General features: G+C 72.3%; 9 protein-coding genes. 2 read left to right on the top strand and 7 right to left on the bottom strand.

Features of this window, described 5'->3' with window-relative positions; all coding sequences use genetic code 11:
• Nucleotides 1-247 precede the first annotated feature (247 nt).
• Both ACWEGE_RS08900 and ACWEGE_RS08895 read right to left on the bottom strand, forming a co-directional pair.
• Nucleotides 248-1,774 (bottom strand): amino acid permease, encoded by a 1,527-nt coding sequence (locus tag ACWEGE_RS08900; RefSeq protein WP_449659880.1) that lies wholly within the window; start codon nt 1,772-1,774, stop codon nt 248-250.
• 88 nt (nt 1,775-1,862) lie between these two features.
• On the bottom strand, nt 1,863-2,780 hold the full coding sequence (locus ACWEGE_RS08895) for a cation diffusion facilitator family transporter (RefSeq protein ID WP_449659879.1): 918 nt from the start codon (nt 2,778-2,780) through the stop codon (nt 1,863-1,865).
• A gap of 132 nt (nt 2,781-2,912) precedes the next feature.
• Between ACWEGE_RS08895 and ACWEGE_RS08890 the strand changes: the two genes are divergently transcribed.
• Entirely contained in the window at nt 2,913-5,843 is a 2,931-nt protein-coding gene (locus ACWEGE_RS08890) for a BTAD domain-containing putative transcriptional regulator (RefSeq protein WP_449659878.1), read from the top strand.
• A gap of 598 nt (nt 5,844-6,441) precedes the next feature.
• Here ACWEGE_RS08890 and manA read toward each other — a convergent pair.
• The 5 genes from manA to ACWEGE_RS08865 all read right to left on the bottom strand — a co-directional run bounded on the left by manA (nt 6,442) and on the right by ACWEGE_RS08865 (nt 10,898).
• Nucleotides 6,442-7,671, bottom strand: a complete 1,230-nt coding sequence (gene manA, locus ACWEGE_RS08885) for a mannose-6-phosphate isomerase, class I (protein ID WP_449660262.1) — start codon at nt 7,669-7,671, stop codon at nt 6,442-6,444.
• A 53-nt stretch (nt 7,672-7,724) separates the two neighbouring features.
• Complete coding sequence (locus ACWEGE_RS08880; protein ID WP_449659877.1) at nt 7,725-8,819, bottom strand: hypothetical protein; 1,095 nt, start codon at nt 8,817-8,819, stop codon at nt 7,725-7,727.
• Entirely contained in the window at nt 8,803-9,024 is a 222-nt protein-coding gene (locus tag ACWEGE_RS08875) for a Trm112 family protein (protein WP_364453273.1), read from the bottom strand. Before ACWEGE_RS08875 ends, ACWEGE_RS08880 begins: the two co-directional genes overlap by 17 nt.
• 83 nt (nt 9,025-9,107) lie before the next feature.
• Entirely contained in the window at nt 9,108-10,463 is a 1,356-nt protein-coding gene (locus tag ACWEGE_RS08870; protein ID WP_449659876.1) for a phosphomannomutase/phosphoglucomutase, read from the bottom strand.
• 81 nt (nt 10,464-10,544) lie between these two features.
• The gene (locus ACWEGE_RS08865; RefSeq protein WP_033261311.1) at nt 10,545-10,898 is read right to left on the bottom strand and encodes a DUF3499 domain-containing protein; all 354 of its coding nucleotides are present in this window, start codon (nt 10,896-10,898) and stop codon (nt 10,545-10,547) included.
• 80 nt (nt 10,899-10,978) lie between these two features.
• Between ACWEGE_RS08865 and ACWEGE_RS08860 the strand changes: the two genes are divergently transcribed.
• Nucleotides 10,979-11,443, top strand: a complete 465-nt coding sequence (locus tag ACWEGE_RS08860) for a metallopeptidase family protein (protein ID WP_449659875.1) — start codon at nt 10,979-10,981, stop codon at nt 11,441-11,443.
• Nucleotides 11,444-12,114: the final 671 nt, after the last annotated feature.

Below are 12,114 nucleotides of genomic sequence, written 5' to 3'. Positions count from 1 at the left end.
GGATGAACGGCAAAATCGGGGGACGTGGCGCCACTGCCCGTGGGAATCACGCGGCTGTAATTCACCCGTCAGTGGCACACGAAGGATCGAAAGGTATCGCACGTCACCCAGCCGCTTACAGGGGGTCCCCCTTTGCGCACGAATCGCAAGATCCTCTTGATCAAGTCGTAACCTCGCATTAAGCAACCAAACGCAAAAAGCCCCGCCGACCTGGGCTTCCAGGCAGGCGGGGCAGTTACCGCGAAAGTCAGGCGTCGGGTGCCTTGACGGGCTCGTCGAGTCCTTCGGCCTGCCGGCGGCCCAGCAGTGAATGCCGGCGGCTGTACCCGAAGTAGAGCACCACGCCCAGCACCATCCAGGCGAGGAACCGCAGCCAGGTCAGCACGGTCAGGTTCAGCATCAGCCACAGGCAGGCGAGGATGGCCAGGATCGGGATCAGCGGCACCAGCGGCACCCTGAACGCGCGAGGCAGGTCGGGCCGGGTCCGGCGGAGGATCAGCACGCCCGCCGAGACCAGCACGAAGGCGAACAGCGTGCCGACGTTGACCATCTCTTCGAGCTTGTCCGCCGGGAAGAAGCCGGCCGCCAGGGCGACCAAGCCGCCGACGATCAGCGTCGCGCGCTTCGGCGTGCCGTGCTCGCCCGTCTTGGCCAGGCCGCGCGGCATCAGGCCGTCGCGCGACATCGCGTAGATGATCCGGACCTGGCCCAGCATGAGGACCATGACGACGGTGGTCAGGCCGGCCAGCGCACCGAAGGAGATGATGTTGGCCGCCCAGTCGACGCCGTTCGCGGAGAACGCCGTGGCGAGGGTCTTGTGGCTGCCGTCGCCGGCCTTCGTCGCGAGGTCCTTGTACGACGTCATGCCGACGACCACCAGCGACACCGCGACGTACAGCACGGTCACGATGGCCAGCGAGCCCATGATCCCGCGCGGGACGGCCTTCTGCGGGTTCCGGGTCTCCTCCGCGGTCGTCGCGACGATGTCGAAGCCGATGAACGCGAAGAACACCAGCGAAGCGCCGGCCAGCAGGCCGAAGACGCCGAACGAGCTGCTCGCGCCGCCCGCGATCAGCGAGAACAGCGACTGGTCGACGCCGGTCTGGCCGGCCCCGCCCGTCTCGCCCGGCGGGATGTAGGGCGTGTAGTTGGCGCCCTTGATGTAGAAGAGGCCGAGGATGATCACGAACAGCACGACGGCGACCTTGATCCCGGTGATCACCATGGACACCCGGGACGACAGCTTCGTGCCGACGGCCAGCAGGACCGTCAGGACCGCCACGACGAGCAGCGCGCCCCAGTCGACCGTCACGCTGCCGATGTCGAACGTCGTCTTCGTGCCCTTGCCGAAGAGGTAGCCGAGCACCGTCTCGAGGTACACCGACCAGCCCTTGGACACCGCCGCCGCGCCGACGGCGAGTTCGAGGATCAGGTCCCAGCCGATGATCCAGGCCATGAACTCGCCGAAGGTGGCGTAGGAGAACGTGTACGCGCTGCCCGCGACCGGCACGGTCGAGGCGAACTCCGCGTAGCACAGCGCCGCCAGCGCGCAGGCGATCGCCGCGAACACGAAGGCCAGCGACACCGAAGGCCCGGCGTAGTCACCCGCCGTGCGCGCGGTCAGCGTGAAGATACCGGCACCGATGACGACGGCGACGCCGAAGACCGTCAGGTCCCACGCGCTCAGGTTCCGCCGGAGCTTGGTGTCCGGCTCGTCGGTGTCCGCAATGGACTGTTCGATCGATTTAGTGCGCCACAAACCCGTTCCGGGCACCGTTGACCTCCTGCGGCTGGCCTGCATGTATCGCAGTAGGTCACCCTATCGGGTCAGACCGGTGACGGCTTGCCGAAGACGGTTCCGGCTACCGCGCGAGGCTGCGGTCGAGGTCCGGCTCGAGGTAGATCAGCTTGGCCACCGGCACCTTGGCCCGGACGCGGGCTTCGGCGTCGTCGATGGCCGTCGCCACCTGCGCGGTGTCCAGCCCCGGCACGAGCGCCAGTTTCGCCGCGACGAGCAGCTCGTCCGGCCCCAGGTACTGGGTGCGGATGTGGATGACGCGCTCGACCTTGCCCGCGGCGAGCTCGTCGACGATCGTCGCGAGCACGCCCTCGTTGGCGCCCTCGCCGATGAGCAGGCTCTTCATCTCGATGATCAGGATGATCGCGATCACGCCGAGCAGCGCGCCGATCGCCAGGGTGCCGACGCCGTCCCAGACCGGGTCGCCGGTGACGACCGACAGCCCGACGCCCAGCAACGCGAAGACGAGGCCGAGCAGCGCGCCGGCGTCCTCCAGCAGCACCACCGGCAGCTCGGGCTCCTTGGCCTGGCGGATGAAGCCCCACCAGGTCGCGCCGCCCTTGATCTTCCTCGACTCGCCGATCGCGGTGTAGAAGCTGTAGCCCTCCAGCGCGACCGCGACCAGCAGGATGACCACCGCGACGAGCGGCGACTCGAGCGGCTCCGGGTGGCCGATCTTGTGGATGCCTTCGTAGATCGCGAAAGCCGCGCCGAGCGTGAAGAGCATCAGCGCGACGATGAAGGAGTAGAAGTACCGGTCGCGGCCGTAGCCGAACGGGTGCTCCTTGTCCGCCTCCCGCTTCGACGTCTTCTGGCCGAGCAGCAGCAGGCCCTGGTTCGTGGTGTCGGCCAGCGAGTGCACGGACTCGGCCAGCATCGAGGACGACCCCGTGACGAGGAAGCCGACGAACTTCGCCGCTGCGATCCCGGCGTTCGCCCCGAGTGCGGCGAGGATCGCCTTGGTTCCGCCTCCAGCTGACACGACCGCTCCCCTGCTGACGTTCCCGAATTGCCGGTTTGGAGCCTAGAGGACCCCGTCCGGTTCCCGCCCCACACCGCCCGGTTTTGTCGGACCCCTTCGCTACGGTGGCCGTTCCGGCACGGGAGGGTGGCCATGGCTCACTTCGGCGTGCTCGGGCCGCTCGCCGTCGAAGGGCCGCCCGGGCACTGGGTCGCGTTGCGCGGCGAGCGGCAGCGCACGCTGCTGGCCGTGCTGCTGCTCAACGCCGGCCGGGCCGTCCCGGTCGACGTGCTGGTCGAGGCGCTGTGGCCGGACGGGCCGCCCAAGTCGGCCACCTCCAACCTGCACACCTACCTCTCGCGGCTGCGCGAGCGGATCGAGGGGCTGCGGGTCGAGCACGGCCCGCCCGGCTACCGGCTGCACGTCGAACCGGAGGAGCTCGACCTGCTCGTCTTCCGGTCCGCCGTCGCCGAGGGGCGGCGGGCCGCGGACCCGGTGGCCGCCGCGGGGCACTACCGGCGGGCGCTCGCGCTGTGGCGGGGGCCGGTGCTGGCCGGGCTGCACGTGCCGCTGCTCGACGCCGACGTCGCCCGGCTGGAGTCCGAGCGGCTGGCCGTGTTCGAGGACTGCGTCGACGCGGAGCTCACCGCCGGGCGGCACGGGGAGCTGACCGGCGAGCTGCAGGCGATGATCACCGAGCACCCGCTGCGCGAACGGCTGGCCGCGCAGCTGATGATCGCGCTGCACCGGGCCGGCCAGCAGGGCAGCGCGCTGGAGGTCTACCGGCGGCTGCGGACCACGCTGATCGAGGAGCTCGGCGTCGAGCCCGGCGCCGAGGCCCGGCGGGTGCACGCGGCCGTGCTGCGCGGCGAGGACCCGGTGCCGCGGCTGCCGCCCGCGGTGTGGCCGGTGTGCCAGCTGCCGCCGGACATCGGCGACTTCACCGGCCGTGAGGCCGAGCTGGCGGAGCTGACCGGCGTGCTCGGGGCCGGCACCGGCGTCCCGGTCGCGGTGCTCAGCGGCGAGCCGGGGGCGGGCAAGAGCACCCTCGCTGTGCGGGCCGCGCACCGGCTGCGCGCGCGGTTCCCGGACGGCCAGCTGTACGTGCCGCTGGCGGGCCGTGACATCGGGGAAGTGCTGGCCGACCTGCTGCGCGCGCTGGGTGTGCCCGGTCCGGCCGTGCCGGACGACGTGCGGGCGCGGGCGGCGGTGTTCCGCGGCCGGCTCACCGACCGGCGGGTGCTGGTGGTGCTGGACGAAGCCGCCGACCCCGAGCACGTCCGCACGCTGCTGCCGGGCACGCCGGGCTGCGCGGTGCTCGTGACGAGCCGGCGCCGGCTGAGCGGGCTGGCGGGCGCGCACCGGCTGCAGCTCGGTCCGCTGTCCGGCGCGGACGCCGCCGAGCTGCTGCACCGCCTGGCCGGGGCGCGGGTGGAGCGGGAGCGCGCCGACGCCGAGCGGATCGTCACGGCGTGCGCGCGGCTGCCGCTGGCGCTGCGGATCGCGGGCAGCAGGCTGGCCATCCGCCCGCACCTGCGGCTCGGCGAGCTGGCCGGCCGGCTGGAGGACGAGGTCCGCAGGCTCGACGAGCTGACCGTCAGCGACCTCGCCGTCCGGAGCAGCATCGCGCTGAGCTACGAAGCCCTGCGGCCGCCCGCGCGGCGCGCGTTCCGGCTGCTCGGCCGGTGCCGCCTGGCCGACCTGCCGGCCTGGGCGGTCACCACCCTGGTCGACGCCCCGGACGCCGACGAGGCGGTCGAAGAGCTCGTCGAGGCGAGCCTGCTGGAGGCCCGCGGCGCGGACGCGACCGGCGAAGGCCGGTACCGGATGCACGACCTCGTCCGGCTGTACGCGGCCGAGCTCGACGAGCCGGCGCCCGGCTCGGGTCTCGCGACCGTGCTGGCGGCCACGCTGGCGCTCGCGGACGAGGCGGCGGCCCGGCTGCCGCGCACGGTGCCGATGCCGCCCCCGGACCACGAACCGCCCGCACAGCCGTTGCCGGCGTCGCTGGTGGAGCGGCTGCTCGCGCGTCCGGACGACTGGTTCGCCGCCGAGCGCGCGAACCTGGTGCTGCTGATCGGCAAGCTCGGCCCCCGGGACGCCCTGCTGCTGCTCGACCGGCTGGGCGTCTACCTGTACCTGCACGGGCAGTACGCCGACATGCGCGCGGCGTACGAGTCGGTGTCGGCCGCGGACCCGCCGCTGGCGACGGTCGCCGAGGCCACGCTGACGCTGCTGCGCCACGCGCGTGGCGAGTACGAGGAGGCGGCGGTGCGGTACCGGGCGTGCGCCAAGGAGCTGGAGGCGCGTGGCGACCGCCGCACGCACGCGTGGGTTTCGGCGAACCTGGCGCACTGCCTGATCGGCCTCGGCCGCGCGGAGGAGGCGTTGCAGACGGCGGCCCACGCCCGCGAACTGTTCACTGTGGACGGTGCGGCGGAGCCGGGCTGGGTCCGGGCGGCGGAGTCGGCGGCGTTGCTGCGGCTCGGCCGGATCGCCGACGCCCGGGAGGTCGACCGGGCGGCCCTGGCATCGGCCCGGGCGGCGGGAGACGCCAGGGTGATCGGCGAAGCGCTGCACGGGTTCGCGTGGTCGTCCCTGCTGACGGGCGACGACCCGGGCGCGGTGGCGGCGATCGCGGAGTCGGTGGCGCTGCTGCGCGGCACGATGGCGCGGTCGGCACTGGCGAAGTCGTTGCGAACCTCCGGAGCGATCTCGGCGGCAACGGGCGCGCGTTCGAAGGCGACGGCGGCGTTCGGCGAGGCGCGCGAGCTGGCCCGGGAGCTGGACGAGCGCCCACGCGAGCTGTCGTGCACCCGCGCACTGGCGGCGGCTTGGATCGGCGAAGGCCGGGCGTCGCGGGCGATCCCGGTGCTGCGGGCGTGCCTGGACGAGTTCCGCGGAATGGGCGGCCGGGCGGCGACGGGATTGACGTGGCTGGTGCTGCACCGGGCGTACCTGGCAACGGGAGACGCACGGGCGGCGGAGAAAGCGGCAGCGGAGGCGGCAGAGCTCCTCGACCCACGAGACGCCAGCGCGGCCGCCCTCCGGCGGGCACTGCTCGCGCTGACCGAACCGGCCTGAGGAGGCTTCGGCGAGGCCGGGCGGTGCGGCCCCTCCCCACACCGACCGACCGGCGAGCCCGGCAGTGCGGCCCCTCACCACACCGCCCGCCTCTGCGATGCGGCCCTCATCGCACCGCCCAACCTCGCCCCCGCGAGACCAAGCGGCGCCGCCCCTCACCGCACCACCCGCCCCCGCGATGCGCCCCTCACCACACCACCGGGCGCGCGAGCGCTTCCCAGCAAGACCGGGCGATGCGCCCCTCACCGCACCGCCCGGCCTCGCCTCGGCCGGCCGGGGGTGGCCGCCGAGGTGGTGCCGCCCCCTCGCGGCACCACCCTCAGCCCACGGGCGCCGGGCGTTTCCGACCGGCGCCACCCCCAGCAGACCGGCGGCGCGCATCAGCGCACCAGGGTCCCCCGTTGGTGTCGATCGTGGCGGACCCCGCCACACGGAACGCACACAGAAAATCCGCGGCCCCCACACAGCCACTCACGTGCCTGGACAGTCGGTTCACAAGCCGCGGCTTCAGGCCGCGAACCGACCCTCCGGGCACACCAGCCGACCCGCCGGGGACGCAAGCCGACCTGGTGGGTACGTGAGGTGGCTGGGACGGGTGTCAGTCCTCGCAGGTGCCGGCCGTCGCGCGGAACAGCTGGGCTCGCTCGCCGCCCAACGCTCGGACGTGGACCGGCGGGTCCGCCGCCGGCAGCCACACCGACTGCCCTCGCCGCAGCTCGACCTTCTCGCCGTCGTCCGCCGTCACCAGCAGGTCGCCCGCCGTGCACAGCAGGATCTGGGGTCCCACGCTGTCGACCGAAATCTCGTCGTCCTGGCCCGCCGCCCACTCCACGCGCGACAGCTCGAACTCCGGCGCGTCGGTCCGGTACACCGCCATGCGGCCGCCGGCGTCGCCGCACTGGACCGGCATCTCGCCGCACGCGAAGTCCACGACCCGCAGCAGCTCCGGCACGTCCACGTGCTTCGGCGTCAGACCGCACCGCAGGATGTTGTCCGAGTTGGCCAGGATCTCCACGGCCGTTCCGTGCAGGTACAGGTGCAGGTTGCCGGCCGGCAGGTAGATCGCCTCGCCCGCGCGCAGCGTCAGGCGGTTCAGCAACAACGCCGCCAGCACGCCCGCGTCGCGGGGGTGCGCCTCACCGAGCTCCAGGATCGTCCGGCACTCGACCGCGAACTCGCCGTGCTCCTGCACGTGGCGGACGCAGGCGTCGAGCACCTCCGGCAGCAGCGAGTCCAGCGACGGCTGCGGCAGCGTGATCCACGTCGTGAACAGCGCCCGCAGCCCGGACGGGTCCGGCTGGGCCTCCAGCAAGCCGGTGTACTTCGCCAGCCCGGGCGTCTCGATGGCCTTCAGCAGCTTCACCGTGCGATCCGGGCTGCGGAACCCCGCCAGCGCGTGGAACTCCGTCAGCGCGCAGACCAGCTCCGGCTTGGCCGTCGGATCCGGGTAATTGCGGTTCGCCGCGTCCCTCGGGATCCCCAGCTTCTCCTCGCGGGCGTGCCCCTCCGCGGCCTGGGCCGCCGACGGGTGCGCCTGCATCGACAGCGGCTCCTCCGCCGCGAGGATCTTCAACAGGAACGGGAGCCGCCCGCCCCACCGCTTCGCGCAGCGCTCGCCGAGCTGGGTCACCGGGTCGGCGTCCACTAGCTCGAGCAGGCTCCGCTCGGTCCCGTCGGGGCCGATGACGTGCGACGGGTCACCCGGGTGGGCACCCATCCACAGTTCGGCCTCGGGGTGCGGCGCGGGTACCGGACGGCCCAGCAGCTCGGGGATCGCCGTCCGCGATCCCCAGGCGTAGGGCCGCACCGCGTTGCGCAGCAGCTCCACTGTCACCTCAACTCCACTCCTTCGGCACCGGCCTGGCCGGTGCTAGGCGGGTCTCACGCCGTCGCGGGGGCGAAGCGACCGGCGCCGCCGATGCTGCCCGCCGCCAGCCCGAGATAGACCGCCGCCAGTTCGAACCGCAGTGCCAGCACCGCGGCCCGCACGATTTCGTCGGCCTCGATCTCCTCGGCCGGCGCGATGACGTCCGCACCCGGCAGCAGATCCTCGGCCTGGTAGCGCGCCGCGTCCGTGGCCGGACCGGTCCGCACCGAGAGCAGCAGCACCCGGGTGGGGATGTCACCAGAGGGATCGTCCGGATCGGCGAAGATGTCACGCTCTCCGCCACCTGATTGCGCCGCCCGCCGCAATGCGGGGCGCGCCAGGGCCTGACGATAGTCCTCGACGTCGCACACCGTGGCCGCGTGGGCCGCAAATGCGTGCGCAGCGTGTTCGCCGACGGCGACCGCGACCGGGTCCAGCCCCCACAGCAGGGGCACGCGGTCGGCGACCCGCAGCGCCAGCGCCTTGGCCGGGTTCGCGAACGACTCCCGGGCCAGGTAGTCCTTTTCGGCTTCGAGGTCCAGCTGGTCGGCGAGCACCTGGACGTCGGAGATCAGCAGGCCCAGCGCGTTCGCGGTGAGCAGCCCGGCGGCCAGGCCGCGCGGGAACGCCAGCTCCGGCGGCACCGGGATCCGCGGCGCCAGCAGGATGCCCTTGCCGGCCACGGCGGCCGCCACCGGGCCCTCCGCCGGCGCGGAGAGCACCACCGAGGCGCCGTAACGGGCGGCGCGCTCCAGCGAAGCGGCCAGCTCGCGGTCTCCGGGGTCGTCGGTGTGCGCGAACACGACGTCGAGCGCGCCGATCCAGCTCGGCACCACTTCGGCGACGACCACCGGAACCGGGCACGACGGTGCCAGCAGGGCGGCCAGAAGCCGCGTGAGCGTGCGGCTCACCCCCGGCCGGTCGATCAGCACGACGGCGCGCGGGCGGCCCATGTCGAGCCGCTCGGACAGCTCCAGCTCCGCGGCCAGCTCGGCGGTGGCCCGCACCTGGGCGCCGGCCATCGCGGCGGCGCGGAGCAACCCCGCGCTGTCGGCCTCGGCCAGCCGCGCGGGGTCGTCGAGGAGCGAGTCGTCAAGCACTGTCGGCATCGGAGTTTCCGTTGTTCCCGGGCAAGGTCGCTTCGTCCAGGAGCAGCACCGGGATGCCGTCACGGACCGGGTACACGCGACCGCATTCCGTGCACGTCAGCGCGTCGGCCTCGGGGTCGTCCGGCGCGCCCGGCCGGAGCGGGGCGTGATCGGGCGACGGGCACGCCAAGATCTCGAGGAGCTGGGCGTCGAGCGTGATGGCCATGGTTCCTCCATACCACGCGGGGGACTGTGTTGAAGAGCACTTCAGGACACAGTTCGGGCCCTACGCGCACTCTTAGGGGTGGGTCAGTTGCGGATGATCGCGAGCACTTCGTCGACCAGTCCCTGCACGGCCTCGGCGTTCGCGGCCTCGACGTTCAGCCGGAGCAGCGGCTCGGTGTTCGACGGGCGCAGGTTGAACCAGGCACCGCCCGGCAGCTGCACGGTCAGGCCGTCGAGCTCGTCGATCTCGACGCCGGAGCGGGTGCCGAAGGTGTCCTTGACCGTCATCATCTTCGCGACCTGGTCGTCGACCGTGGAGTTGATCTCCCCCGAGGCCGCGTAGCGCGAGTACGCGCTGGTCAGCTCGGACAGCGGGCCGGTCTGCTCGCCGAGCGCGGCGAGGACGTGCAGCGCCGCCAGCATGCCGGTGTCGGCGCGCCAGAAGTCGCGGAAGTAGTAGTGCGCGGAGTGCTCGCCGCCGAAGATGGCGCCGGTCTTGGCCATCTCGGCCTTGATGAACGAGTGCCCGACGCGGGTGCGGACCGGCTTGCCGCCGTGCTCGGCGACGATCTCCGGGACGCCCTTGGACGTGATCAGGTTGTGGATGATCGTGCCGCCCGGGTCCTTCGCCAGCTCGCGGACGGCGACCAGCGCGGTGATCGCGCTCGGCGAAACCGGCTCGCCGCGCTCGTCGACGATGAAGCAGCGGTCGGCGTCGCCGTCGAAGGCGATCCCGGCGTCCGCGCCGACCTCGCGCACCTTCGCCTGCAGGTCGACGATGTTCGCCGGGTCGAGCGGGTTGGCCTCGTGGTTCGGGAAGCTGCCGTCGAGCTCGAAGTACATCGGCACGACCTCGATCGGCAGCCCGGCGAAGACGGTCGGGACGGTGTGCCCGCCCATGCCGTTGCCGGCGTCGACGACGACCTTCAGCGGCCGGCTGCCCGACAGGTCGACGAGTTTGCGCAGGTAGGCGGCATAGCCGGCGAGGACGTCCTGCTCGGTGACCGAGCCGCGCTGGCCCTCGAAGCCGGGCACGCCCTGCTCGACGGTGTCGCGGATCTCGGCCAGCCCGGTGTCCTGGCCGACCGGGGAGGCACCGGCGCGGCACAGCTTGATGCCGTTGTACTTGGCCGGGTTGTGGCTGGCGGTGAACATCGCGCCCGGCATGTTCAGCGAGCCGGAGGCGAAGTACAGCTGGTCGGTGCTGGCCAGCCCGATGCTGACCACGTCGAGGCCCTGCGAGGTGACGCCCTCGGCGAACGCGGCCGCCAGCGCGGGCGAGGAGTCGCGCATGTCGTGGCCGATCACCACCGAGGGCGCTTCCGGCTTGATGAGCAGGGCGAACGCGGCGCCGAAGTCGCGGACGAGGTCCGCGTCGAGCTGCTCGCCGACCACGCCGCGAATGTCGTAGGCCTTCACGATGCCCGAAAGGTCTGGCACGCCGTCTCCCCGCGAATAGTCCGTTCCGACGCCCGCTGCGCCGCGCGGAAAGCCTACCGGCGGGGTGAGAGGGTTACGCGTTCAGGCGCGACCGGGCAGGACCCGCAGGTGGCCGCGGCGCCCGGACGGGCCCTCCGGCTCGGGCGCGGGGGCCGGTTTGTCGGAGCGCCCGGCCTCGCGAACGGCCTCGGCCAGCGCGGTCAGCTCGTCGGCCGACGGGTCCGGCGCGGCGAAGGCGCCTTCGTGCCGGACGACTTCCCAGCCCTTGGGGACGGTCAGCCGCAGCGCGTGGGCTTCGCAGAGGTCGTACGAATGGGGTTCGGAGGCGGTGGCCAGCGGGCCGACGACGGCTGTGGAGTCGCTGTACGCATACGTCAGCGTGGCCACAGCTGGCTCGAGACAGCCAGTACGCGAACACTTCCGTACGCTCCGCACGAAACGAAACGATAGCGCGTCGCCGCAAGGTAGTAGGAGCGACACGCGCTGAACGGCGCCGACCGCATAGACTTCCGGACGTGGCGACGGCTCGTGATTACCGACAGCGGCGGCGCTCGCGGCGGGACCGGCACGGCCGGGGCCTGCGCGGGACGCTGTATCCGGCGACCCTGCCCGCCGCCGCGAGCCGCGCGGAGCGGTTCGACGCGCTGGTGCTGGACGCACTGGAGCCGATCGAAGCCCGCTGGCGCCACGAGCTGACAAAGCTGGACGTAGCGGTCGACGACGTGCCAGAGGTCCGCGAGAACGGCCACGCCCCGGCGGACGGCGTGCTCCACGACGGAGCGGTACCGCTGTCCCGCCTGGTCCCGGCCGGCGTGGACCGCACGGGCATGCCGACCCGAGCCCGGATCGTGCTGTACCGCCGGCCGCTGGAGGCCCGGGCGAAGGACCCGTCGGAGCTGGCCGAGCTGGTGCACGACGTGCTGGTGGAGCAGGTGGCGGGGTACTTGGGCGTGGAGCCGGACGTCATCGAGGGCGAGTAGGCGTCGGGTGGGGTTGCGCTGCGAAGCGCACAACCCGCGCGCGTAGGGGACCCCCCGGTTTTTACGTTACCGGCAGGCACCGACAGTTTTTGAGCGAAGCTGGGGCAGGGCCGGGGGCGGCTGCGAACCGGCGGCCGGGTGCGCGGGGACACGCGAACGGGCGGCCGGAAGCGCAGGCCACCACACCTCCCCGAATACCGACCACCCTCCAACCCGGCGGCCGGGCACGCGAGGCAACCAACGACGTCACCAGACCTCCCCCGCCCCAGCCGCGGCAGAACAAAACCACGGCAGAACAAAGCTGCAGCAGAAGTTCTGCCGCAGCTCTAAAGATCGTCCTCGCCGGACGGGCAATACCGCTAAGTTAGTGGGCGGGGTCGAGGAGCTTTATGCGTGCCAGTTCGGTGTATGTCGTGGTGTGATGGTGTGCTTTCTTGGTTGCGTAGTGGCGATGTTTGGTGCGTTTGACGACGCGAGGGCTGCTGCGTTGTCGCCGGGTGGGTGGGTAGGTTCGGTGGAGTATTTCGGTGAGGGTTTCATTGAGTGCTGCGCGGCGGCGTTGAGGGGGAAAAGTCCGCTTGGTTGGTGACCTGGCGGCGGATGATGCGGAGTGAGCGGGTGAAGGAGAGTTGGTCGGGGTCGATGTCGGCTTCGTCGGCGGCTCTGGTCAT

Source organism: Amycolatopsis sp. NPDC004747 (assembly GCF_053601335.1).
This window is presented reverse-complemented; position numbering and strand designations above follow the sequence as displayed.